20 protein-coding genes are annotated in these 23,444 nt (G+C 69.1%); 14 read left to right on the top strand and 6 right to left on the bottom strand.

Annotation, left to right across the window (positions count from 1 at the left end):
• Positions 1-25: 25 nt before the first annotated feature.
• Entirely contained in the window at positions 26-412 is a 387-nt protein-coding gene (locus tag GGQ63_RS04130; RefSeq protein WP_183852870.1) for a response regulator, read from the top strand.
• A gap of 69 nt (positions 413-481) precedes the next feature.
• Positions 482-997, top strand: coding sequence for a DUF4142 domain-containing protein (locus tag GGQ63_RS04125; protein WP_183852868.1), 516 nt, complete (start codon positions 482-484; stop codon positions 995-997).
• A gap of 55 nt (positions 998-1,052) precedes the next feature.
• On the opposite strand, the gene GGQ63_RS04120 is transcribed toward GGQ63_RS04125, so the two are convergent.
• From GGQ63_RS04120 to GGQ63_RS04105, 4 genes are all read right to left on the bottom strand, one after another.
• Positions 1,053-3,356 carry a putative bifunctional diguanylate cyclase/phosphodiesterase gene (locus GGQ63_RS04120; RefSeq protein ID WP_183852866.1) on the bottom strand — a complete coding sequence of 768 codons (2,304 nt, stop codon included), beginning with the start codon at positions 3,354-3,356 and terminating at the stop codon, positions 1,053-1,055.
• 64 nt (positions 3,357-3,420) lie between these two features.
• Positions 3,421-4,800, bottom strand: a complete 1,380-nt coding sequence (locus GGQ63_RS04115; RefSeq protein WP_183852863.1) for a glutamine synthetase family protein — start codon at positions 4,798-4,800, stop codon at positions 3,421-3,423.
• Positions 4,797-6,170 (bottom strand): aspartate aminotransferase family protein, encoded by a 1,374-nt coding sequence (locus GGQ63_RS04110; RefSeq protein WP_183852861.1) that lies wholly within the window; start codon positions 6,168-6,170, stop codon positions 4,797-4,799. Before GGQ63_RS04110 ends, GGQ63_RS04115 begins: the two co-directional genes overlap by 4 nt.
• Before the next feature lie 162 nt (positions 6,171-6,332).
• Positions 6,333-6,530: a hypothetical protein gene (locus tag GGQ63_RS04105; protein ID WP_183852859.1), complete on the bottom strand. Its 198-nt coding sequence runs from the start codon at positions 6,528-6,530 to the stop codon at positions 6,333-6,335.
• A 425-nt stretch (positions 6,531-6,955) separates the two neighbouring features.
• Between GGQ63_RS04105 and GGQ63_RS04100 the strand changes: the two genes are divergently transcribed.
• The 8 genes from GGQ63_RS04100 to GGQ63_RS04065 all read left to right on the top strand — a co-directional run bounded on the left by GGQ63_RS04100 (position 6,956) and on the right by GGQ63_RS04065 (position 16,308).
• Positions 6,956-7,624 carry an O-methyltransferase gene (locus GGQ63_RS04100; RefSeq protein ID WP_183852857.1) on the top strand — a complete coding sequence of 223 codons (669 nt, stop codon included), beginning with the start codon at positions 6,956-6,958 and terminating at the stop codon, positions 7,622-7,624.
• A gap of 44 nt (positions 7,625-7,668) precedes the next feature.
• Positions 7,669-9,144, top strand: coding sequence for a xylulokinase (gene xylB, locus GGQ63_RS04095; RefSeq protein ID WP_183852855.1), 1,476 nt, complete (start codon positions 7,669-7,671; stop codon positions 9,142-9,144).
• 117 nt (positions 9,145-9,261) lie between these two features.
• Positions 9,262-10,512, top strand: coding sequence for an ROK family protein (locus GGQ63_RS04090; RefSeq protein ID WP_183852853.1), 1,251 nt, complete (start codon positions 9,262-9,264; stop codon positions 10,510-10,512).
• A 92-nt stretch (positions 10,513-10,604) separates the two neighbouring features.
• Complete coding sequence (locus GGQ63_RS04085) at positions 10,605-11,618, top strand: sugar ABC transporter substrate-binding protein (protein ID WP_183852851.1); 1,014 nt, start codon at positions 10,605-10,607, stop codon at positions 11,616-11,618.
• A 73-nt stretch (positions 11,619-11,691) separates the two neighbouring features.
• A complete protein-coding gene (locus tag GGQ63_RS04080) occupies positions 11,692-12,777 on the top strand; it encodes an ABC transporter permease (protein ID WP_183852849.1) in 1,086 nt (361 codons plus the stop codon).
• On the top strand, positions 12,774-13,553 hold the full coding sequence (locus GGQ63_RS04075; protein ID WP_183852847.1) for an ATP-binding cassette domain-containing protein: 780 nt from the start codon (positions 12,774-12,776) through the stop codon (positions 13,551-13,553). Before GGQ63_RS04080 ends, GGQ63_RS04075 begins: the two co-directional genes overlap by 4 nt.
• Before the next feature lie 83 nt (positions 13,554-13,636).
• Entirely contained in the window at positions 13,637-15,832 is a 2,196-nt protein-coding gene (locus GGQ63_RS04070) for a CHASE2 domain-containing protein (protein ID WP_183852845.1), read from the top strand.
• Positions 15,833-15,918: 86 nt separating this feature from the next.
• Entirely contained in the window at positions 15,919-16,308 is a 390-nt protein-coding gene (locus GGQ63_RS04065; RefSeq protein ID WP_246429613.1) for a DUF3307 domain-containing protein, read from the top strand.
• Between the two features lie 21 nt (positions 16,309-16,329).
• Here the strand turns inward: GGQ63_RS04065 and GGQ63_RS04060 are convergent, their stop codons facing one another.
• Positions 16,330-17,388 (bottom strand): tetratricopeptide repeat protein, encoded by a 1,059-nt coding sequence (locus GGQ63_RS04060; RefSeq protein ID WP_183852843.1) that lies wholly within the window; start codon positions 17,386-17,388, stop codon positions 16,330-16,332.
• A 354-nt stretch (positions 17,389-17,742) separates the two neighbouring features.
• On the opposite strand from GGQ63_RS04060, the gene GGQ63_RS04055 reads away from it, so the two are divergent.
• The gene (locus GGQ63_RS04055; RefSeq protein WP_183852841.1) at positions 17,743-18,543 is read left to right on the top strand and encodes a FecR family protein; all 801 of its coding nucleotides are present in this window, start codon (positions 17,743-17,745) and stop codon (positions 18,541-18,543) included.
• 6 nt (positions 18,544-18,549) lie between these two features.
• Here GGQ63_RS04055 and GGQ63_RS04050 read toward each other — a convergent pair whose 3' ends face one another.
• Positions 18,550-19,086: a Crp/Fnr family transcriptional regulator gene (locus GGQ63_RS04050; protein WP_183852839.1), complete on the bottom strand. Its 537-nt coding sequence runs from the start codon at positions 19,084-19,086 to the stop codon at positions 18,550-18,552.
• A 162-nt stretch (positions 19,087-19,248) separates the two neighbouring features.
• Between GGQ63_RS04050 and GGQ63_RS04045 the strand changes: the two genes are divergently transcribed.
• From GGQ63_RS04045 to GGQ63_RS04035, 3 genes are all read left to right on the top strand, one after another.
• Entirely contained in the window at positions 19,249-20,178 is a 930-nt protein-coding gene (locus GGQ63_RS04045) for a helix-turn-helix domain-containing protein (protein ID WP_183852837.1), read from the top strand.
• A 262-nt stretch (positions 20,179-20,440) separates the two neighbouring features.
• Entirely contained in the window at positions 20,441-21,946 is a 1,506-nt protein-coding gene (arfA, locus tag GGQ63_RS04040) for an arabinosylfuranosidase ArfA (RefSeq protein ID WP_183852835.1), read from the top strand.
• 143 nt (positions 21,947-22,089) lie between these two features.
• On the top strand, positions 22,090-23,373 hold the full coding sequence (locus GGQ63_RS04035) for an extracellular solute-binding protein (RefSeq protein ID WP_183852833.1): 1,284 nt from the start codon (positions 22,090-22,092) through the stop codon (positions 23,371-23,373).
• The last annotated feature ends 71 nt before the right edge of the window (positions 23,374-23,444 follow it).

The following is a 23,444-nucleotide window of genomic DNA, read 5'->3' as shown; positions in this document are numbered from 1 at the left end:
CGGCCCGCGGCCGCGCGGAGGTGTCATGACGAATGTTCGCCCGATCCCGGCCGGCTTGCGGGTGATGGTGGTGGAGGACGAGATTCTCGTCGCCATGATGCTCGAAGATATGCTCGCGGACCTCGAATGCCGCGTCGTAGGCCCCTTCCACTCGATCGACAAGGCCCGCGAGTATCTCGCGACAGCGCCGGACTCCGTCGATCTCGCCATTCTCGACGTGAATGTCGCGGGGCAGCGCAGCTTCGGCTTTGCGGCAACGCTTTCCGAAGTCGGCGTACCGCTGATCTTCTCGACCGGTTACGATGCCGCCGGGGTCGATGAGCCGTGGCGGCAGTCGGCACGGCTGCGCAAGCCCTTCACGCCCGCGGAACTCGAAGCGGCGCTCTCGGCTGCCGCGGCGCGGTCGAGCTGAGCCGCGCCGCCGGAACGAAAGTCCCTCCATCCGATTCTCCTCGCAGACACATCGGCAGCGGGAATCGACATGGCATTCGGAAGACTCCTCCTCGGCCTCGGGCTGATCGGCCTCGGCGTTTCCACCATGCGGCCGTCGCGGCCGCCGGATACCCGCGAGGGTCGCTTCGTCCGCCGGGCGGGCCGCATCAACGCGACGATCGTCGAGGCGGCGCGGCTCGCGGCGGAACGGACGACGCGCGAAGATCTCCGCGGCTTCGCGAACGCCCTCGTCGAGGGACATACGGATGTCGGCAACCGGCTGGAGGCGGTTCTGGCCAGCACGGGTCTCACGCGCCCCGGCCGGCCGTTGCGCGATGTCGAGCGGGCTCGCCTCGCTGCGCTTCGCGAGGCCACCGATTTCGAGGCTGCCTTCATCCGCCTCGTCATTGCCGAGCACCTGAAGCTCCTCACGCTGCTCGCCGACCATGCCGGCGAGGGCCGCGAACCGGCCCTCCTTGCCTTCGCGGAGGAAGCGATGCCGAAGCTCGCCGACCATTACGAACACGCCCGCATCTTGCAGAGAGACCTCCGCAGCCGCGCGTAACGAAGACACCGCGCTCGGTGAGCGCCATGGCCGAACGGGGCGCGGCATCCGCGCCTCAGGGTGATTGCCGCCGCCGGCGCCTGAACCGTTCGGGCCGCTGCGCGTCGAAGGCGCGGACGAAGTCCGGCACTTCGGAGGCCGGCATGGGCGGGGCGATGAGATAGCCCTGCGCCACATCGCAGCCGAGCGCGGAGAGCATCTGCAACTGCTCCCGCGTTTCGACACCCTCTGCAATCGTCTTCAGGCCGAGCGTCTGCGCGAGACGCACCAGTGCCTCGACGATGGCGCCTGCCTTCGGGTCGCAGCCGAGATCGGCCACGAAACTCTTGTCGATCTTGATCGAGTCGACCGTCATGCTCATCAGGTGGCTGAGCGAGGCATAGCCGGTGCCGAAATCGTCGAGCGCGATCTTGACGCCGTTGCGGCGCAGCGTTTCGAGCGGCTCGACCAGCCGGTCGGCGGAGCGCGACAGCATGACACCCTCGGTCACCTCGATCACCAGTTCCGCGCCGCTCAGCGCATAGCTGGCCAGCCCGCCGAGGATCTGCTGCACGAAGCCGGCGCGGCGCAGATCACCGGCGGTGATGTTGATCCCGACCCGCCGGGGCACGGGCGTGTCGCGCCATCGCGCGAGGTCGGCGAGCACGCGCGCCACCATCGTCTCGGTGAGCGCCTGGCCGAGGGCCGGGTCCTCGAGCGCGGCGACGAATCGGGCCGGGGTCAGCATGCCGCTCACCGGGTCGTCCCAGCGGGCGAGCGCCTCGAAGCCGGTCAGCCGCGCCGTGTGGATCTCCAGCAGCGGCTGGTAATACGGGACGATCTCCCCCGCCTTGAGCGCGAGGCCGAAGCGCTTCTGCACGGCGATCCGCTGCTCGGTTTCGTCGCGCAGCTTTGGTGTGAACAGGGTGACGCATTGCCGGCCGCTGCGCTTGCTCATGTAGAGCGCCATGTCGGCCCGCGAGAACAGGTCGCCGTTCGATCGAGCGTGGTCGGGGAAGATCGCGATGCCTGCGCTGCCCCCCATCGGCACGCTCTGGCCGGCGATGACGTGCGGCTCCGCGAGCTGCACGAGCAGCCGTTCGACCAGCGCGACCGCATCGTCGACCTCGGCAGCGTGGGCGAAGAGGACGGCGAACTCGTCGCCGCCGATTCGGCCGACGAGGTCTTCCGGTCCGACCGCGGCACGGAGCCGCCGGGCCGTCTCGACGAGGACGGCGTCGCCGGCGGAATGGCCCACCGTATCGTTGACGTCCTTGAAGTGGTCGAGATCGATCATGGCGAGCGCGGCGCGGCGGCCATGGGCCGCGGCCTCGTCGAGCTTGGCCGCACAGCGCTGTTCGAACTCCTGCCGGTTGGCGAGGCCGGTCAGCCCATCCTCCTCGGCGCGGCGCTTCAGTTCACTTTCGAGCGCGGCGTTGCGGCGGATCTTGTCGCGCAGTTCCGCGGTGGTGCGTTCGAGCGAGAGATTGAGCGCGGTGAGGTCCGCGGCGCGCTGGGCGAGCAGGGCGCTCGCCTCGACGACCGCGTTGCGCTGCTCTTCGAGCGCACGGGCGCTCTTGCGCAGCGGCCCGATATCGGTCCCGACGATCACGATACCGTCGCGAAAGGGCATCGCCTTGATCGCCCGGTCGGACTGGATGCCGTTGTGCTCGAACTGCACCTCGAAGGCGATCGGCCGCCCGGTTTCCACCGCCTCGACATAGCGTTCGAAGATGTGCGGCTCGAGGATATAGGGTGCGCGTTCGGAAACGAGACGGCCGAGAAGGGTTTCGCGGGTTTCGCCGAGCCGGCGCGCACCTTCGAGATTGACCGCGAGGAAGCGGAAGTCGACGATCGCCCCGGATGAATCCCGTATCGCCGCCAGTGCGCTCGCGGAATCGAGGCTCGCATTCAGTGCGGCCCGAAACAGATCGGCGAACTCCTCGCGCGACCGCAGATAGGAGAGCACGCTCCGCGTCGGACCCTCGGCGAGCGGCAGCGTCAGCCATTCGACCCGGCCGAAGCCGAGGCCGGCATCGAGCTGCAGCACCGGAACACCCGCATCAATGGCCACGCGGAAGCGCCGGGCCGCCTCCGCTTCGACCTCGGCGGCACTCGCGCGCTCGGCGCGATGGAGGGGGTCGAAGCCGAGCAGGCTGGCGGCGAGCCGACCGCAATGCCGATAGCGGACGAGGTTCGCCTCCAGATCGACGATAACGAGCCGCTCGCCGATCGGCTGCGCGAGGAGATGCCCGAAACGCTCCGGCGAGGGCGGACCGTTCACGGCATGGGTGTGCCACATCTCGACGAGGTCGCGGATGTCGGTGAAATGGGTTTCGCGCTCGATTCCCGCAGTGAACTCCTCGACGAACTCTGTCATGGCGGGACGGTGGGCACGCGGCGAACCTTGCGCGGAAAGGGTTTGGACGAGCGAGCCTAGTGGATCAGGCGAGCCGAAGGTAGAGGCGATAGTCGAGGTCCGGCACAGCGGCGAAGAAGCGGTCGCATTCGGCGGCCTTGATCGCGAGGAACACGTCGACGAAGCCGGCACCGAGCCGCGCCGGCAGGATTTCGGAGCGGCGGGCGAGGTCGATCGCGGCATACCAGTTGGTCGGCAGGGTCGGCTCGATCTGCTGATAGCCGTTGCCGGCGATCGGCGGGCCGGGCTCGATGCGGCGGGCGATGCCCTCGTGCATCGCGGCGAGCACGGTCGCGAGCGCCACGTAAGGATTGGCGTCCGCCCCCGCGACGCGATGCTCGAGATGGCGGGCGGCCGGCGGGCCGGCGGTGACGCGGATCGGCACGGAGCGGTTGTCGACGCCCCAGGCCGGGCCGACCGGCGCATAGGTGTTCTTGCGGAAGCGGCGGTAGGAATTGGCGTTCGGGGCGAAGAAGGCCATGCTCTCCCGCATCAGCGCCATCATGCCGCCCGCGGCGTGGCGCATCAGCGCGTTCTCGGTCGCCGGCCCGTCGCCGGCGAAGAGGTTGCGCCCGGCGGCGTCGGCGAGGCTCGCATGAACGTGCATGCCGCTGCCGGAATGTTCCGCATAGGGCTTCGCCATGAAGGTCGCGACATAGCCGTGCCGCTCCGCCATGCCCTTGACGAGGCGCTTGTAGAGGACGGCGTCGTCGGCGGCGCGCAGCGCATCCTCGCGGTGGCCGAGCACGATCTCGAGCTGCCCGGGCGCATATTCCGAGATCAGCGTCTTCGCCGGCAGGCCCATCGCCTTGGCGCCGGCATAGACGTCGTCGAGAAAGGGCGCGAAATCCTCGAGATCCTGGACGAGATAGGCCTGGTGCTGGTGCTGGCGGAAGCCGGCGGCGCCGGCGGGCGGGATGGGCCGGCCGGCGAGCGCGGCGGCGCGGTCGACGAGATAGAATTCGAGTTCGATCGCCGCGACCGGGTAGAGCCCGTCGGCGGCGAGCGCCTCGACGACGCGGACGAGCGCCTGGCGCGGATCGGCCGCCGTCCGCGTGCCGTCCTTCTCGAACGAGGTGAGGATCGCCTGGGCGGTCGGCGTCGCGCGCCAGGGCGCGTGGGTGAGCGTGCCCGGAACCGGCAGGCAGGGCCGGTCGGAATCGCCCTCCTCCCAGACGAGGCCGGTCTCCTCGACATCGGCGCCTGTGATGTCGAGCGACAGGATCGAGCACGGAAGCGGCCGGCCGTCGCGATAGGCGCCGGCGAGTTCCTCGCGGCGCAGCACCTTGCCGCGCTGCACGCCTGACGGATCGGTGAGGAAGACCTCGATCTGCTCGATCTGCGGATGGGCGGCGAGGAAGGCCTCGGCCTCGGCGGGGTCGGGTCGGAGGTCGGGTCGGATCATGGCGGGGCCGTCCGGCCGGTCAGGCTTTCGAGCGCCTCGGCGAGAAGGCCGACCAGCCGGTCGACCTCCGCCGCCGTGGTGGTCGGCGCGACCAGCATCATGTTGTGGAAGGGCGTCACGAGAACGCCGCGGTTGAGGAGATGGAGATGGAGGGCGCGTTCGACCGTGTGGTCGAGCGCGGCGCGCGCCTCGGCGCCGTTCCGCACGGCGGCGGGCGCGAAGACGAGCTCGACGCGGGCACCGAGCCGGGCCACCGACCAGGGCAGACCCAGCGCCTCGAGGACCGCCTCGATGCCGTCGGCGAGCCGGCCGGCGAGGCGGATCATCGTCCGGTAGGCGTCCTCGGTCATCACCTCGGCGAGGCAGGCGCGCATCGCCGCGAGCGCCAGCATATTGCCCGACAGCGTGGTGCCGATGCCGCTATAGCCCTCGGGCTTCCCGGCGAGTGTCCGGCGCATCTCGGCCTCGACGGCCGCGCTGAAGCCGAACACGGCCGCCGGAACGCCACCGGCGACCGGCTTCCCGAGCACGAAGAAATCCGGCTCCAGCCCTTCGAGGCCGCAATAGCCGGCGGGTCCGGTCGAGATCGTGTGCGTCTCGTCGAAGGCGACGAGCGCGCCGTGCCGGCGGGCGAGCCGAACCAGACCTTCGAGAAAACCGGGGTCGGGCAGAACCATGCCGGTATTGGTGAGCGCCGGCTCGGTCAGCACGAGGGCGATCGAATCGGTGCTGAGCGCCCATTCGACCGCCTCGAGATCGTTGAAGGGCACGGCGGAGGAGGTCGAGGCGAGATCGTGCACCTGGCCGAGCAGGCCGGCGCGCATCACGGTCTCCTCGTCGCGGATCTCGACGAACGCATCGTCGACCTGGCCGTGATAGCAGCCGTCGAAGACGAGCACCTTGGCGCGGCCGGTGATCGCCCGCGCCCAGCGGATGACGGCCCGATTGGCGTCGCTCGCGGTCGCGGTGACCTGCCAGTAGGGAAGGCCGAAGCGGTCGGCGAGGAGGCCGGCGACCTCGGCGACGTCGGTGGAGGGCAGCATGGCCGTCAGCCCGTGCGCCGCCTGGGCGGTGATCGCCGCCACGACCGGCGCCGGAGAGTGGCCGAACAGCGCGCCACTGTCGCCGAGGCAGAAATCGGTATGGGCGATGCCGTCGGCGCAGGTGACGGTCGAGCCTTCGGCGCGCGCGACGACGAGGGGGAACGGCGTGCCCCAGTCGCGCATCCAGTGCAGCGGCACGCCGCCGGGAAAATGATTCGCCGCCGTCGCGGCGATCACGGACGAGCGCGGATGGAGCGCGGCGAAACGCGCCTCTTCTGTGGCGATCATATCTTGCGCCCGTTCGCGGAGCGCAGCGTCGATGGGCATGGTGTCTCCGGTCCCCCAGCGAGGAATAGCGGGCGGCGGAGACGGCGTGAAGGGAGGGACGGCGCGCCTTACGTCGCGGACGGCGCGTTCTGAACGGCGGGGGAGGCCGTTGGGGCGTCCGGATGCGCGCCAGGGGCGGGGCGCATCCGGATCGGACTGGGGTCAGCCGGCGAGACGCTCGGCGGCGGCGCGGCGGGTCAGGCGGCGTGCGGCGCGCTCGGCGGTCGCGGCGTCGGGGAAGGTGACGCCTTCGAGGGACTGGAAGGGGAGCTCGAGCGCATGGAAGGCAAAGGCCTGGCCGGCGCGCACGAGGATGCCGGCAGCGTGATCGTCGACTTCGATGAGAGTGTTGTCGAACACGGGAGTCTCCTTTCGCCGGGTAACCTCATGCAAGGTTCGGGCCGACGCATTCTCGCTTGGTCTTCTGTTGGGATCGAGATCCGTGCCGGTGTGTTTCCGGCGCGGTCCAATGCGGTCGTTCAGGAGAGGTTCCTTCGACATTTCATAGGCTTCATGGCGCGCTCCAGGGTTGCTCCATTCGCCACGTGCCATCGGCCGTGACGCTTTAGCGTTTGGTTTCGCGGCGCAAGCTGCTCGTCAAATCACCGCGGCATCGCGAACGATGCCGCCCGGTTATCGCCGAGCACACCGCCCTTCTGCCAGCCAATGATTGCCCTTTTGCGACGGTGGTGAGGAACCTCTTGCCCTCAAATCGCCGCTGGCTTGCGCGAGGCTTGCGGACGCTGCCGATCGCGGCATGGAGGCGCTCGGCTGAGCGAAACGAGATGATGGAAAAGACCTGGGACGCCGTCGACCGTTGGTTCGGCGAGACCATCGTGGCGAGCGATGCGGCGCTCGACTCCGCCCTCGCGGAGAGCGATCGCGCCGGACTGCCGGCGATCGCGGTTGCACCCAATCAGGGCAAGCTGATCGGCCTTCTCGCCCGGATGGTGGGCGCCCGCCGGATTCTGGAGATCGGCACGCTCGGCGGCTATTCGACGATCTGGCTCGCCCGCGCTCTGCCGGAGGGCGGCAAGGTGGTGACGCTCGAATACAACCCGCATCACGCCGCGGTGGCGAAGGCGAACATCGCCCGTGCCGGTCTCGCCGACAGGGTCGACATCCGTGTCGGTCCGGCGTTGGAGACGCTGCCGCACCTCGCCCAGGAGGGCGGCGGCCCGTTCGATTTCGCCTTCATCGACGCCGACAAGAAGTCGAACCCCGACTATTTCGCCTGGGCGCTGAAGCTCGGCCGGCCGGGCGGCGTGATCCTCGTCGACAATGTCGTGCGCGGCGGCGCGGTCGCCGATCCGCGCGTCGAGGACGAGAATGTCGAGGGCGTGCGGCGGCTGCACGCGCTGATCGCCGCCGAGCCGCGGGTCGATGCGACCGCGCTGCAGACGGTCGGCGCCAAGGGTTATGACGGCTTCACCATCGCCCTGATCCTCCGCTAGAACCGTTCGACGCACCGGACGGCGCAGGGCGGGAGGAACAGGCGATGGGCGGAACGACGCTCGGCATCGATATCGGCACCTCGGCGATCAAGGCACTGCTCGTCGGACCCGACGAGGCGGTGCTCGCCGAGGCGGACGTGCCGCTCGCCATTTCCCGGCCGCGGCCGCTGTGGTCGGAGCAGGATCCGGCCGAGTGGTGGCGGGGCACGGAGACGGCGGTGACGCGGCTGCGCGCCGCCGCGCCGGAGGCCTTCGCCGCGGTCCGCGCGATCGGCCTCTCCGGCCAGATGCACGGCGCTGTACTGCTCGACCGGTCGGGCGCGGTGCTGCGGCCCGCCATCCTGTGGAACGACGGCCGCAGCCATGCCGAATGCGCCGAACTCGAGCGGCGCGTGCCCGGGCTCGGCGCGATCGCCGGCGTGCCCGCCATGCCCGGCTTCACCGCGCCGAAGCTCCTCTGGGTCGCGGCGCACGAGCCGGCGGTCTTCGCCGCGATCGACCGCGTGCTGCTGCCGAAGGACTATGTCCGCCTGCAGATGACCGGCGAGGCGGTGACCGAGATGTCGGACGCGGCCGGCACGCTGTGGCTCGACGAGGCGGCGCGCGACTGGTCGGACGCCGTGCTCGCCGCGACCGGGCTCGACCGGACGAAGATGGGCCGGCTCGTCGAGGGGTCGGAGCCGTCCGGCACGCTCCGCGCCGACGTCGCCGCGGCCTGGGGTCTCGCGCCCGGCGTGGTGGTCGCCGGCGGTGGCGGCGATGCGGCGGCCGGCGGCATCGGCGTCGGTGCGATCTCGGAGGGCGACGCCTTCGTCTCGCTCGGCACGTCGGGCCAGTATTTCGTCGTCAATGAGAGCTACCGGCCGCATCCCGCGGCCTTCGTGCACGCCTTCGCGCATGCGCTGCCCGGCCGCTGGTTCCAGATGGCGGCGATGCTCAACGCCGCGAGCTGCCTCGCCTGGCTCGCCCCGGTGGTCGGCGAGAGCGACATCGGCGCACTCCTCGCCCGCGTCGAGGCGGAGAAGCCGGCGACGCCCGATCTCCTCTTCCTGCCCTATCTCGCCGGCGAGCGGACGCCGCACAACGACCCCTATGCGCGTGGCGTGTTCTTCGGCATGACGCCCGATACGACCAGGCTCGACCTCGCCCGCGCCGTGCTCGAGGGCGTCGCCTTCTCCTTCGCCGATGCGCGCGACGCACTCGCCGCCGCCGGAACGCGGCCCGAACGGGCGGGCGCCATCGGCGGGGGCGCGCGCAGCCGGTTCTGGATGCGGATCTTCGCCGACGTGCTCGGCATTCCGATCGTGCGCTATGCGGGCGCCGAGAAGGGGCCGGCCTTCGGCGCGTCGCGGCTGGCCCGGCTGGCGCTCGGCGGGACGAGCGTCGAGGCGCTCTGCCGGGCGCCGGCGATCACCGAGGTGCTCGAGCCGGATCCCGCGGCAAGCGCCGCCTATGCGCCGAAGATCGAGCGCTACCGCGCCCTTTATCGCGCGCTGAAGGACCAGTTCCCTCCCGCCTGAGTGCGGGTTGCTGCACTGCGCAACCGAATTTTCTTGACGGAGGTCGGATTACGGCGATTAATTGCATCAAGATAAATTAATGGCGTGCCGCTCGAACGGCCGCCGAGGGAGGCGAGGGTGGACCGTCCGGCGATCGGGCGCGGCAGCAATTCCGCGCAGCTCCGTCGCTATAACGAGCGCCTCGTGCTGCAGCATCTGCGGCGCGCCGGCGAGGCCTCGAAGGCCGATCTCGCGCGCGCCGCCGACCTCACCAACACGGCGATCGGCGGCATCATCCAGAAGCTCGAGGAAGTCGGGCTGATCGAGAGCCTGGGCAAGCGGCACGACGGCGGCCGCGGCCAGCCGGCGACCATGCTGCGGCTCAACCCCAAGGGCGCCTATGGCGTCGGCGTAAGGCTCGACCGTTCCTCGATGGAAACCGTGCTGATCGATTTCGACGGCCGGCCGATCGCCCGTCGTGCCTATGACATCGAACTGCCGGAGCCGGAGCGGGCGCTCGATCTGGTGCGGCGCGACGTCGGCGATCTCTATGCCATGCTCGGCCGCGAGGAGCGCGAGCGCTTCGCGGGCATTGGCCTTGCCCAGCCCTATAATCTCGGCGCCTGGCTCGGCCGGCTCGGCCTCGCCCGCTCGGTGTTCGGGAAGTGGGAGGATTTCGATTTCGCCGGCCGTTTGTCGGACGAACTCGGCCTCGCCGTGTTCGGCGAGAACGACGGCAATGCCGCGGCGATCGCCGAACTGTTCTATGGCGTCGGGCGGCGGCTCGACGATTTTCTCTATCTCTTCGTCGGGCCGGCGATCGGCGGCGGCATCGTGGTGGGGGGCGATTGCCTGCGCGGCGCGCGCGGCAATGCCGGCGACGTCGCGGTGCTGCTCGTCGGGCCGAGCCGGCTCGCCTCGGCGCCGCAGGCGGTCGATGGCCGCGAACTCCTGATCACCCGCGCCTCGCTCAATGCGCTCGTCCGCCATCTCGGGACCTATGGCCAGCCGGCTGCGACCCACGCCGACATCGAGCACGCGGTTAGCGCCGGGCACCGGGCGGTGACCGAGTGGCTCGACGATGCCGTCGAGGCGCTCGGCCCGGCGGTGTGGTCGGCGGTGGCGCTGCTCGACGTGCCGGCGGTGGTGATCGATTCCGATGTCGATGGCGGCCTCGTCGACGCGCTGATCGGCCGGCTCGCCGAGATGCTGCGCCGGATCGCGCCCGAGGCGCGGGTGCCGCCGCGGCTCTATCACGGCACGTTCGGCCGCGATGCCGGCGCGATCGGCGCGGCGAGCCTGCCGATGTTCTTCAGCTTCTCGCCGCGCGCCGCGATCCTGACGCGCGCCGGGGAGGGCCGGGAGGCGCCGACGCTCGTCGGCCGCTGACCGAAACGGATTTCCGGCTCGGGCCGGGATTGTCGCGGAGAGCGCTGGTCGCTCCGTGGCAGGGAGGGTAGGAGACCAGGGAGGATTTGGAAATGCTGAAGAAGATCCTGCTCGCCGGCGCGATGACCGCGCTGTTCGCGCTGCCGGCCGCGGCCCAGGACGTGGTCGGCCTGATCACCAAGACCGAGGGCAATCCGTTCTTCGTCAAGATGCGCGAGGGCGCCCAGGCGAAGGCCAAGGAGCTCGGCCTCGATCTGCGCACGTTCGCCGGCAAGTATGACGGCGACAATGAGAGCCAGGTGGCGGCGATCGAGAACCTGATCTCGTCCGGCGCCAAGGGCTTCGCGATCGTGCCGAGCGATTCCTCGGCGATCGTGCCGACCATCCAGCAGGCGCGCGACGCCGGCCTCCTGGTGATCGTGCTCGACACGCCGCTCGATCCGATCGACGCCGCCGACGCGACCTTCGCCACCGACAACTTCAAGGCCGGCGAGCTGATCGGCTCGTGGGCGAAGGGAACGCTCGGCGCGAAGGCGGCGGACGCGAAGATCGCCTTCCTCGATCTCGCCGCCAACCAGCCGACCGTCGACTATCTGCGCGACCAGGGCTTCATGAAGGGCTTCGGCATCGACATCAAGGATCCGAAGCGGATCGGCGATGAAGAGGACGCCCGCATCGTCGGCCACGACGTGACCGGCGGCGCGGAAGAGGGCGGCCGGACCGCGATGGAGAACCTCCTCCAGAAGGATCCGGGCGTGAACGTCGTCTACACGATCAACGAGCCGGCGGCGGCCGGTGCCTATGAGGCGCTGAAGGCGGCCGGCAAGGCGGATGGCTCCGTGCTCGTCGTCTCGATCGACGGCGGCTGCCCGGGTGTCGAGAACGTCAAGGCGGGCGTGATCGGCGCCACCTCGCAGCAGTACCCGCTCAAGATGGCGGCGATGGCGATGGAGTCGATCGCCGAATTCGCCAAGTCGGGCAAGAAGCCCGAGAAGACCCCGGGCCTCGAGTTCACCGACACGGGCGCCACGCTGATCACCGACAAGCCGGTGGAAGGCGTGCCCTCGATCACCTCGGAAGAAGGCCTGAAGCTCTGCTGGGGCTGATCGCCGGCGCGAGCGAATGAAACGGCCGGAGGGCTTCGCGCCCTCCGGTTCTTCCGGGAGGGGTGAGCCGATCATGACGACGACCAATGAGGCCCAGCCGCGCGGGCCAGCGGAATTCGAGCGCAGGCTCGCGGAGAGCGACGCCGCCGTCGCCGCGTTCGACGAGGAGCAGCCTTCGCTGCTGCAGCGGTTCCGGCATTTCCTACACGCCCATCCGACCGTCGTGCCGTTCCTGGTGCTGGTGCTCGGCATCGCGCTGTTCGCGTCGCTGGTCGGCGGGCGGTTCTTCCATCCCTTCAACATGTCGCTGATCCTGCAGCAGGTGACGATCATCGGCGTGCTCGGCATCGCCCAGACGCTGATCATCCTGACCGCCGGCATCGACCTCTCGGTCGGCGCGATCATGATCCTCTCCTCGGTGGTGATGGGCCGGCTCGCCGTCTATGTCGGCCTGCCGGTCGAGATCGCCTTCCTGATCGGCCTCGTCGTCGGTCTCGCCTGCGGCATGCTGAACGGCCTGCTCGTCACCCGGCTGAAGCTGCCGCCTTTCATCGTCACGCTCGGCACCTGGAGCATCTTCGGCGCACTCAATCTCTGGTATTCCGCGAGCGCCACCATCCGCCAGCAGGAGATCGCGGCGACCGCGCCCTTCCTGCAATGGACCGGCACGGCGCTGCAGTTCGGCGCGGCGCGGCTCACCTATGGCTCGATCCTGATGATCGTGCTCGCCGCGCTCGTCTGGTACCTGCTCAACCGCACCGCCTTCGGCCGCCACGTCTATGCGACGGGCGACGATCCGGAGGCGGCGCGCCTCGCCGGCATCGACACCGGCCGCACCCTGCTCGCCGTCTATGCGATCGCCGGCGCGCTCTGCGCGGTCGCCGGCTGGGTGCTGATCGGGCGCGTCGGTGCGGTCAGCCCGCTGTCGGGCCAGACGGCCAATCTCGATTCGATCACCGCGGTGGTGATCGGCGGGACGAGTCTCTTCGGCGGTCGCGGCTCGATCGTCGGCACGCTCGTCGGGGCGCTGATCGTCGGCGTGTTCAGAAACGGCCTCGCGCTTTCCGGCGTCGACGTGCTGTGGCAGGAATTCGCCGTCGGCGTCCTCATCATCGTCGCGGTCGCGATCGACCAATGGCTCCGCAAGGTGGCGCAATGAGCGAGACCCCCGTCCTCGAGGCGCGCAGCCTCGTCAAGCGTTACGGCCGCGTGGTCGCTCTCGACCATGCCGATTTCGAATTGCGGCGGAACGAGATCCTCGCCGTGATCGGCGACAACGGCGCCGGCAAGTCGACGCTCATCAAGGCGCTCGCCGGCGCGGTGAAGCCCGATGCCGGCGAGATCCTGCTCGACGGCCAACCGGTGCAGTTCCGCTCGCCGATGGACGCGCGCGACGCCGGCATCGAGACCGTGTTCCAGAATCTCGCGCTCTCGCCCGCGCTGTCGATCGCCGACAACATGTTCCTCGGCCGCGAGCGGAAGCGAAAGGACATCCTCGGCCGCTATCTCGGCCTGCTCGACCGCAAGACGATGCGCGACGAGGCCCGGCAGCGGCTCTCCGAACTCGGCCTGATGACGATCCAGAACATCGGCCAGCTCGTCGAGACGCTGTCCGGCGGCCAGCGTCAGGGCGTCGCGATCGCGCGGGCCGCCGCCTTCGGCTCGAAGCTCGTCATCATGGACGAGCCGACCGCGGCGCTCGGCGTCAAGGAGTCCCGGAAGGTGCTCGAACTGATGCTCGACGTGAAGCGGCGCGGCCTGCCCATCGTCCTGATCAGCCACAACATGCCGCACGTCTTCGAGGTTGCCGACCGCATCCACATCCATCGGCTCGGCCGGCGGATCGCCGTCATCAACCCGAAGGACTATTCGATGTCGGATGCCGTCGCCATCATGACCGGCGCCATGCGGCCGCCGGAGGCGATGGCGGCGTGAGGGGGCGGCGCGGGCGGCGGGAGGCTTCGCCCTTCCGTCGCCCGCCGCTTTCATTCTAGGCTCGCGGCGTCCAGGACCGCCCGATGCGCCTTCGCCCCGCCACCGTCCAGCTTCTCGTTGCCGCCCTGTTCCTCGCCGGGGCGGTCGCCGTGCGCGTCGGCGACGGCTTCGCCGTCCAGGCGCTGCGGCTGCTCGGCTTCGATCTCTACCAGCGCGTCCTCCCTGCCGAGCCGCTGCCCGACAGCCCGATCACCGTCGTCGATATCGACGAGGAGTCGCTGAAGGCGGTCGGCCAGTGGCCGTGGTCGCGCACCATCGTCGGCGATCTGACGCGGAAGCTCGCCGAGGCGGGCGCCGCGGCGATCGTCTTCGACGTCTTGTTCTCCGAGCCCGACCAGACCTCGCCGGAAGAGATCGTCAAGCGCCTGCCGCCGGTTGACGCATCCCGAATCGCCGCCGCGCTCGCCCCCGGCCCGACGCACGACGAGGCCTTCGCGGCGACGCTCGCCACGACCCCGGCCGTGGTGTCGCTGTCGCTCTCGACCGCGCCGAGCCCTCCGCCGGCGCTGCCGGCCGGCTTCGCGGTGGCCGGCGACGATCCGAAGCCTTTCATTCCCGATTATGGCGGCGTGGTCGCCAACGTGCCGGCGATCGATGCGGCGGCGCAAGGGATCGGCGCCCTCAACTGGATCCCCGACCGCGACCAGATCGTCCGCCGCGTGCCGCTCGTCTTCCGCATCGGCGACACCTTCGTGCCCTCGCTCGCCGCCGAGGCGCTGCGGGTCGCGCAAGGGGCGCGCTCCTATCTGCTCAAGGCCTCGAATGCCAGCGGGGAGGAGGCGTTCGGCCGCTCGACCGGGCTCAACCATATCCGGATCGGCGATTTCATCATCCCGACCGACGCCGACGGCGCGATCTGGCTGCGCTACCGGCCGAGCGATCCGCAGCGCTTCGTCTCGGCGAAGGACGTGCTCGCCGGCACCGCGCCGCCCGCCCGGCTCGCCGGGGCGATCGTGCTCGTCGGCACCTCGGCCGCCGGCCTGCTCGATCTCCGCGCGACGCCGATCGACGCCGCGGTACCGGGCGTCGAGATCCACGCGCAGGTGCTCGAGCACATCCTCGCCGGCCGTTCGCTCACCCGGCCCGACTGGGCGACCGGCTTCGAACTCGCCGTCATCGTCGTGCTGGGGCTCGGGCTCGCGGCCCTCCTGCCGCGGCTCTCCGCCGGCCCCGCGGCGGCGGTCGGCGGGCTCGCCATCGGCGGCCTGATCGCCGGCGGCTTCGCCGCCTTCGACCGGCTCGGCCTGCTCTTCGATCCGCTCTATCCGGCGCTCGCCCTGCTGCTGCTCGTCGCCGGCGTGACGCTCGACACCTATCGCCGGGCGGAGCGGGCCCGCGCCGAGCTGCGCCACGCCTTCACCCATTATGTCGCGCCGGCGGTGGTCGACGAGATCGTCCTCCATCCCGACCGGCTGGAACTGGGCGGCGAGGTGCGCGAGCTGACCCTGCTCTTCTGCGACGTGCGCAGCTTCACGACGCTGTCGGAGGGCATGTCGGCGCAGGAGCTGACCCGCTTCATCAACGGGCTGATGACGCCGCTCTCCGAGATCGTGCTCGAACACCGCGGCACGATCGACAAATATATGGGCGACGGCCTGATGGCGTTCTGGAACGCCCCGCTCGACGACGCCGACCATCCGGCCCATGCCGCGACCGCCGCCGCCGCCATGCTCGCGGCGATGGAGGGGCTGAACGCCCGCTGGCAGGACGAGGCGCACCAGGCCGGCCGGACGATGCAGCGCGTCGCGATCGGCATCGGCGTCAACACCGGGCCGTGCTGCGTCGGCAATCTCGGCTCGACGCGCCGCTTCAACTATTCCGCCATCGGCGACGAGGTGAACGTCGCCTCGCGTTTCGAGGGGCTGACCAAGGCCTATGGCGTCGGCGCGATTCTCGGCGAGCAGACCGCCGCCGCCGCCCGGCTGCCGACGATCGAGATCGACAGCGTGCGGGTGAGGGGCCGGTCGCGGCCGACGCGGATCTTCACCCTGCTTCCGGAGGACACGCCGTCCGCGCTTCCCGCCGCACAGGCCGAGTTCCTCGAAGCCTATCGCGCCGGCGATTTCCCGGCGGCGACGGAGCGGCTCGATCGCGCCGCCCGCCTCGCCCCGACGGGCCTCGTGCCCTATTACGAAAAGATGGCGCGCCGCCTCGCCCGGCTCGCCGAACTGTCGAAGCCGGAGGACTGGGACGGCACAATCGATGCCGCGACGCTGTGATCGCGGTCACTTTTCTCGCGCGGGCTTTCCGCCCACCTTTCGTATCGGAACCTCCGGCCTGAAGCCGCCACAGAACAGGGACGAACTTGGCCCATTCCGCTGTCGCCGTGCTCCTCGCCTTCCTGCTTCTGCAGACGAAGCACCTGATCTTCGATTTCCTGGTGCAGACCCGCTATCAGGTGACGAACAAGGGCCGTTACGGCCATCCCGGCGGCATCGTCCATTCCGGCCTGCACGCGCTCGGATCGCTCGCCGTCTTCGTTGCGCTGCCGGTCGGCCTGCCGCTCGCCGCCGCAGTGATCGTCGGCGAGTTCCTCGTCCACTATCACATCGACTGGCTGAAGGACGGTGTCGTGCGGCGTGCCGGCTGGACGGTCGCCGATGCGCGCTACTGGCAGGCACTCGGCCTCGACCAGTTCGCCCATCAGATCACCTATATCGCGATGGTCGCCGTACTCGTCGCGGGCTCCGTCTGAAGCCCGCGTGCCGATCGCCGCTCAGAACCGGGTGACGGCCTTCGCCGAGACCGTGTGGTTCTCGTAGTCCCGATTCGCGTCGGTCGAATCGTTGTGGTCGTAGCGGTAGTCGATCTTGAAATCGGTCTGCGCCGCGAGGAGGTCGTGCAGCGTGACCGAGACCGTCGGCGAGATCAGGAAATCGTCGCGCGCTTCCGTCGAGGGCGGCAGAGGGTCGTCGTACCAGGTCTGGCGGACGCCGATGCCCGCGCCGACCGTCAGCCAGTCGGTCAGATCGCGATAATAGTCGAGCCGGACGCCGGCCTGCCAGTAGCGGCCCGGCGCCGCCTCGAGGCAGGAGAGCGGGCATTCGCCCACCGTCGATCCGTCGATATCGCTCCAGCGGGCGGAGGGCGTCAGCGCGAGCAGGTCGCCGGTGCCGATCAGATCGGCCTTCGACAGGCGCGCCGAGACGTCGGCCCAGACGCCGTCCGTCGAACTCCAGGTCTCGCCATAGCTGCGATAGCCGGCGCGGATCCGGGCGAGCTGATTGGCGCCCTCGAGATAGCCCTCGAGCTGCAGGCCGATGAAGGCCTCGGAATAGTAATAGTCTTCCTCGAGGCCGGTCAGCGTGCCGCCGACGAAGGGATGCGCGGCGATCCGGCTGGCGCCGAGATCCACCACCGGACCCGCGGTCACCGAGCCATAGGCATAATTGAGCTCGTCGGTATCGAGATAGAGGTCGCCGCCGGCCGAGACGACCGTGCGCCAGCGGCTCGGGCCGAGCCGGCGCTCGTCCTGCAGGCGCAGATTGACGAAGCCGCGGACGTCTTCCCGTTCGCCGTCTTCGACGAGGGTCGGGTTGCTCTCGAAGGCGACGCCCGTCTCGGCGGTGACGATCGTGGTATTCGGCTGGATGAGACGGCGCAGCCGCGTCAGGCCGGCCCGCGCCTCGGTATTCTCCGGCTCATAGAGCAGGATCCGCTCATAAGTGGCGAGCGCCTTGCGGTCCTGGCCCGCCGCCTCGGCGAGCCGCGCATAGTCGAGATTGGCGGCGGTGTCGGTCGGATCGGCGAGAATCCGTTGATAGACGGCCTTCATCGCCTCGGGCTCGGCGCCTTGCGCGAAGGCCTGAGACCCGCCGATGGCACAGGCTGCCGCAAACGCGACCGCCGCAATTCCGCGATGAAGCTCCCCCGACAAGCCCGTCTCTCCGGCTGATCCGTAGAAATGCTAACGGCCCTCGTCCGTCTGCGCAATGATGCCGCGGCGTCGGGCCGGCGGTTTCTGCTGCAGGCGATGCAGTTCGGCAACGGCCCTGTAGTTTCTGCCATTGCCGCTTGCGGGTTTTTCGAGGTCGGCCTATCCATTTCAGAAGGTCGAGCGGGCGGCTTGCGGGACGATACGGCGTTTCCGTCGGGAAGGCGGCCCGATTCGAGGCGAGCGGAGGCGGCGATGAAAGAGGGGCTGAGCTGGCTGGCGGGCGCCGCTTTGGCGGCCACGATGCTGACGGCTCCGGCCGCGGCCGCCGATACCAAGATCGGCGTCGCCGCCGCGGTGCGCAATGCGGTCGAGGGCGTCGTCTCCGGCCGCGCGGCCCCACTCTCGGTCGGCAGCGCGCTCGTCACCGACCAGATGGTGCGCACGGGCGAACAGGCCACCGCGCAGCTTCTCTTCCTCGACGAGACGAGCCTCAATATCGGTCCGCGTTCCGAGATCGTGCTCGACCGGTTCGTCTATGATCCGGGCCGTTCGCAGAACGACATCGCCTTCAGCGCGACGAAGGGCATCTTCCGTTTCGTCTCGGGCTCCTCCGATCCGCGCAGCTACAAGATGCGCACGCCGGCCGCGACGATCGGCGTGCGCGGCACGATCTATGACGCGGTCGTCGTCGACGGCGTCACCTATGTCATCCTCGTCGAGGGGCGGGTGGTGATCGAGGGGCCGGACGGCAATGAGCACGTGCTCGACCGGCCCGGCGAATTCCTCGCCTTCCATTCGGGCGGCCGCATCGAGGGGCCGAAGACCTGGGACGGTACGCTGATCCGCGTCACCGGCGCGGTGCCCTATCCGCTCTATGGCAGCAGCTTCCTGCAGGATCCGCGCGATCCGACGGATCCGGACACGCGCGACGTCGTGACGGACGAGATCACGGCCCGCGAGGAACTGACCAATTTCGTGCCCGATCCGGGCGAGGACCCCGATCCAGACCCGGATCCGGATCCGGATCCTTGTTATGGTGGCGGGCCGGGCTGAGCGCGCCTATTCGCGCTCGGCTTGGTCGGGAAAGAAGAAGCGGCGGATCGCGGCGACGATCTCGCTCGCGCGCAGGCCCAGAATGCGCTGCGCGTGTTCGTCCTCGCTGATCCGCTCGAGTTCGATCTGGCGGCGGGCCAGCATGGCGCCGAGGCCGATCACGAGATCGGGTGAATGGGCGAGCACCGCTTCGAGCGCCGCCTTGCGGATCTGCAGCACCCGGGTCTGCACGACGCTCGTCACCGTCGCGGTGCGCCGGGCGCCGGTCATCAGCGACATCTCACCGACGATGTCGCCGGGGCCGAGCATCGCCACCTCGCGGCTGCCGCTGCGCGCGCCCTCGACCGTCACCTCGACCGCGCCGTCGATCACCGCGAACATCGAGTCGCCGTAATCGCCTTCCGACATCAGCACGGTGCGGGGCGGCACGGCATAGACCGTGGCCTTCGCGGCGAGCGTCGCGATCTGGCCTGGATCGAGCACTTCGGCGAACAGCGGAATACGTTCGATCAGCGCCCGTACGTCGGACAAATCCTCGCCCATCTTCGGCTCCCTTGCCGTCCTTCGCGCACTGTCCGACCGTGTACGGTGCCCGTCAAGCGGCGCCGGGTATTGCGCCGCGGTTCGAGGTGCTGAGCCGGCTCTCTTCGTGCTGGACTGAACCGCGAAAGCTGATAGGTAACGGGCCATGGCGCGAGGCGGCACGTGAAGCGGAACTTCCTGACGGTCAATCCCGAGACGGATGCCCATGTCCTGCATGCGCTCGCTTCGCCCGTGCGTGTCCGCATGCTGCGGCTGCTGCACGACCGCGGTCCGCTCAATGTCAATGAGATCGCGGCGGCGCTCGACCTGCCGCAATCGACCGTCGTCACCCATGTCCAGGTGCTCGAAGGCGCCGAACTGATCGAGACGCGGACCGTCAAGGCGAAGAAGGGTCATCAGAAGGTCTGCAGCGCCCGCTACGACGAGATCCTCGTTCGTTTCGACGGCGTTGCCGCCCGCGAGGCGGACCGGGTGATCACGGTCGAGATGCCGCTCGGCCTCTACACGAGCTGCGAGACCACGGCGCCTTGCGGCCTGTGCTCGCCCGAGGGCATCATCGGGCTGCTCGACGTGCCGGACAATTTTCTCGATCCGGACCGCATGAAGACCGCGCTGCTGTGGTTCGGCCGCGGCTTCGTCGAGTATAAGTTCCCGAACAACGCCCGCATTCTCAATGCCGATCTCGAGGCGCTCGAATTCTCGATGGAGTTATCTTCCGAGGTGCCGGGAACGAGCAATATCTGGCCGTCCGACATCACGCTCTGGGTCAACAACGTGGCGGTCGGAACCTGGACCTCGCCGGGCGATTTCGGTGATCAGCGCGGGGCCTATACGCCGCGCTGGTGGAAGCTCGAGGGCTCTCAATATGGTGCGCTGAAGACGTGGACGATCTCGGCGGACGGCACCATGATCGACGGACGGCGGGTCTCGAACGTCACGCTCGCCGATCTCGACCTCGCGGCCCATCATTCGATCCGGATGCGGATCGGCATAGCCGACGACGCCCGCCATCCCGGCGGCGTCAACATCTTCGGCCGCGGCTTCGGCAATTACGACCAGGACATCGTGATGCGGCTCTATCCGCGCGCTTGAGGCGCTCCGCCGCGTCGGCCCGACACCACCGACCCGCCCGCGATCGGGTGGCCACCCGATCGGGGGCCGTGGCGCCCTCCGGTAGACTCTTCCTCGGCTGCACCTTCGGCCGGGCGGATGCCCCTCCCGCCACGCGGCAAGGGCGAATCCTCCCGCCATCCACCCGTCGACGGCTTGACTTCGTCGCGCCCGATTGATCATACTATTCGGTATGTATCGAACATAACGATACAGTCGAGGAAGCGACAAGAGGACATCGCCCGTGAAAGCCGCCGTCACCGTCCACCGCGATTTCGTCATCGCCCCGATCGACCACCGTCTCTACAGCAGCTTCCTCGAGCATCTCGGGCGGGCGGTCTATTCGGGCATCTACGAACCCGGCCATCCCACCGCCGACGAGCAGGGCTTCCGCCGCGACGTGATGGAGCTCGTGAAGGGCATCGACACGCCCTATGTGCGTTATCCCGGCGGCAATTTCGTTTCGGCCTACAATTGGGAGGACGGCGTCGGCCCGCGCGAGGAGCGGCCGGTGCGGCTCGATCTCGCCTGGCGCACCCGCGAGAGCAATCAGCTCGGCACGAACGAGTTCATCGACTGGTGCCGCAAGGTCGGCACGGAGCCGATGCTCGCCGTCAATCTCGGTTCGCGCGGGCTCGACGCGGCCCGCAACTTCCTCGAATACTGCAACCATCCGGGCGGCTCCTACTGGAGCGATCTGCGTAAGAAGCACGGATGGGCCGAGCCGCACAACGTCAAGCTGTGGTGCCTCGGCAACGAGATGGACGGACCCTGGCAGGTCGGCCACATGACCGCGCGCCAGTACGGCAAGATCGCCAACGAGACCGCGAAGGCGATGCGGGCCTTCGATCCGTCGCTCGAGCTCGTCGTCTGCGGCTCGTCCAACCCCGACATGCCGACCTACCCGCAATGGGAGGCCGATGTGCTCGACGAGTGCTACGACGCCGCCGATCACATCTCGCTGCACATGTATTTTACCAATTACGAGCACAATACGGCCGAGTATCTGGCCATTCCGGAACGTGTCGACCGTTATATCGTGACGATCGGCGGCGTGATCGACTATATCAAGGCGAAGAAGCGCTCGAAGAAGCAGCTCACCATTTCGTTCGACGAATGGAACGTTTGGTATCACACGCGGCTGCAGGACAAGGAGACGATGGCGGCGCAGGACTGGCCGGAAGCGCCGCCGGTGCTCGAGGACATTTACGACTTCGAGGACGTGCTGCAGGTCGGCTGCATCCTCAACACCTTCATCCGGCGGTCCGACCGGGTGAAGATCGCCTGCATCGCGCAGCTCGTGAACGTCATCGCGCCGATCATGACGGAGCGCGGCGGCCGCGCCTGGCGGCAGACGATCTACTATCCGCTGCAGAACGCCTCGCTGCACGGCCGGGGCAAGGCGCTGCGCCTCGCCGTCGACGTCGGCACCTATGACGCCTCGATCGCCGACGACGTGCCCTATCTCGATGTCGCCGGCGTCGAGAATGCGGAGGGCGGCGTCACCCTCTTCGCCGTCAACCGGCACCAGACCGAGGCGCTCGACCTCTCGGTCGCGCTCGAGGGTTATGCCGGGCTGCGGCTCGCCGAGCACGTGCTCATCAAGCACGACGACCTGCGGGCGAAGAACACCGCCGACAATCCCGACAATGTCGTGCCGAAGGCGCATTCGGGCACCGGCGTCGAGGACGGCCGGCTCGCGGCGACGCTGCCGCCGCTCTCCTACAGCATGATCCGGCTCTCAGCCTGAGCCGGGCGGCGCCCCCGCCGAGGGGGCGCCGGCGATTTTCCGTGGCGCGGGCCGCGGGATGCGAGCCGGCGGACCGCCGGCGAGACGGCGCGGCGAGGGAAGGACGCCGCGCCTTCGATCCAAGAACCCAGGGAGGAAACGAGATGAATCGACTGCTCAAGAAGGCGCTCGCCGCCACCGCGCTCTTCGCGCTCGGCGCCGGCATGGCGCACGCCAAGGAAACCGTGGTCTGGTGGGACTTCCTGTCCGGCGGCGACGGCGTCCGGATGAAGGCTCTGATCCAGAAGTTCAACGAGGACCATCCGGACATCCAGATCGATGCCACGACGCTCGAATGGGGTGTGCCGTTCTATACCAAGGTGCAGACCTCCGCCGCGGTCGGCGAGGGTCCGGACGTGATGACCTATCACCTGTCGCGCCTGCCGCTCGGCGTTTCGACCAACACGCTGCGCGAGATCACGCCGGAGGAATTGGCGAGCGCCGGCCTGAAGCCGGAGGATTATGCCCCGGCGAACTTCCAGGCGGCGCAGGTCGACGGCAAGCTCTACGCCGTCCCCTTCGATATCCATTCGCTCGTTCTCTACTACAACAAGGACCGGCTCGCCGAGGCCGGGCTGATCGGCGCCGACGGCAAGCCGGCCGGCCTCGATACGCTCGAGGGTTTCGACGCGGCGCTGAAGAAGCTGACCGACGGCCCGTCCGATTACGGTCTGTCGTTCCAGACCGCCGGTGATGGCGGGGTCTGGCGCGTCTTCTATTCGCTGCTCGGCCAGCAGGACGGCGCCTTCCTCGGCGAGGGCGGCGTGCTGCCGGGCGACGAGAATCTCGACAAGGCGAAGAAGGCGCTGTCGGCGATCGCCAACTGGTCGGCGCAGGGCTGGCTCCCCAAGGCGACCGAATATCCGGCCTCGGTGGCGCTCTTCACCTCGGGCAAGGCGCCGCTGTTCCTGAACGGCGTCTGGGAAGTGCCGACCATGGTCGACCTCGCCGCCAAGAACCAGCTCGGCTTCGAGTGGGGTGCGATCCAGATGCCGGCCCTGCTCGGCCACAAGGCGACCTGGGCGGATTCGCACGCCTTCGCCATCCCGAACAATGTCGGCAAGGAGATCTCCCCCGAGAAGCTCAAGGCGGTGCTGACCGTCATCGCCTGGATGAACCAGAACAGCCTCGCCTGGGCCTCGGCCGGCCATATACCGGCCTATGTCCCGGTCACCCAGACGGGCGAGTTCAAGGCGATGGAACCGAATGCGACCTATGCGCCGCTCGCCGAGACGGCGGTGTTCGATCCGCAATCGGTGATCGCCGGCGTCGCCTCGCCGGTCTATGAGGCGACCGGCAATTACTTCGTGCCGGCCGTCAATGGCGAGATGGATCCCGCCGAGGCGGTCGAGTCGTTCCGCGACGACCTGAACGGCCAGCTCCCCTGAGCATCGGCGGCTGAAGGGCGGCCGCCTGCGGGCGGCCGCCGCACCCGTCTTACCGAGGGAGTGACCGTCGC

Source organism: Prosthecomicrobium pneumaticum (assembly GCF_014199915.1).
In the GTDB taxonomy this organism is placed as follows: Bacteria; Pseudomonadota; Alphaproteobacteria; order Rhizobiales; family Kaistiaceae; genus Prosthecomicrobium; species Prosthecomicrobium pneumaticum.
Note: the sequence above shows the minus strand (reverse complement) of the source record. Positions and strands in the feature narration are given on the sequence as shown.

Bases quoted from the DNA above. Each gene is read 5' to 3' on its own strand.
- GGQ63_RS04080 (WP_183852849.1), top strand. From the start codon at position 11,692: ATGACGACGACCAATGAGGCCCAGCCGCGCGGGCCAGCGGAATTCGAG.
- GGQ63_RS04035 (WP_183852833.1), top strand. From the start codon at position 22,090: ATGAATCGACTGCTCAAGAAGGCGCTCGCCGCCACCGCGCTCTTCGCG.
- GGQ63_RS04125 (WP_183852868.1), top strand. From the start codon at position 482: ATGGCATTCGGAAGACTCCTCCTCGGCCTCGGGCTGATCGGCCTCGGC.
- GGQ63_RS04115 (WP_183852863.1), bottom strand. From the start codon at position 4,800: ATGATCCGACCCGACCTCCGACCCGACCCCGCCGAGGCCGAGGCCTTC.
- GGQ63_RS04070 (WP_183852845.1), top strand. From the start codon at position 13,637: ATGCGCCTTCGCCCCGCCACCGTCCAGCTTCTCGTTGCCGCCCTGTTC.
- GGQ63_RS04060 (WP_183852843.1), bottom strand. From the start codon at position 17,388: ATGAAGGCCGTCTATCAACGGATTCTCGCCGATCCGACCGACACCGCC.
- xylB (WP_183852855.1), top strand. From the start codon at position 7,669: ATGGGCGGAACGACGCTCGGCATCGATATCGGCACCTCGGCGATCAAG.
- GGQ63_RS04110 (WP_183852861.1), bottom strand. From the start codon at position 6,170: ATGCCCATCGACGCTGCGCTCCGCGAACGGGCGCAAGATATGATCGCC.
- GGQ63_RS04055 (WP_183852841.1), top strand. From the start codon at position 17,743: ATGAAAGAGGGGCTGAGCTGGCTGGCGGGCGCCGCTTTGGCGGCCACG.
- GGQ63_RS04100 (WP_183852857.1), top strand. From the start codon at position 6,956: ATGATGGAAAAGACCTGGGACGCCGTCGACCGTTGGTTCGGCGAGACC.
- GGQ63_RS04075 (WP_183852847.1), top strand. From the start codon at position 12,774: ATGAGCGAGACCCCCGTCCTCGAGGCGCGCAGCCTCGTCAAGCGTTAC.
- GGQ63_RS04050 (WP_183852839.1), bottom strand. From the start codon at position 19,086: ATGGGCGAGGATTTGTCCGACGTACGGGCGCTGATCGAACGTATTCCG.
- GGQ63_RS04130 (WP_183852870.1), top strand. From the start codon at position 26: ATGACGAATGTTCGCCCGATCCCGGCCGGCTTGCGGGTGATGGTGGTG.
- GGQ63_RS04085 (WP_183852851.1), top strand. From the start codon at position 10,605: ATGCTGAAGAAGATCCTGCTCGCCGGCGCGATGACCGCGCTGTTCGCG.
- GGQ63_RS04120 (WP_183852866.1), bottom strand. From the start codon at position 3,356: ATGACAGAGTTCGTCGAGGAGTTCACTGCGGGAATCGAGCGCGAAACC.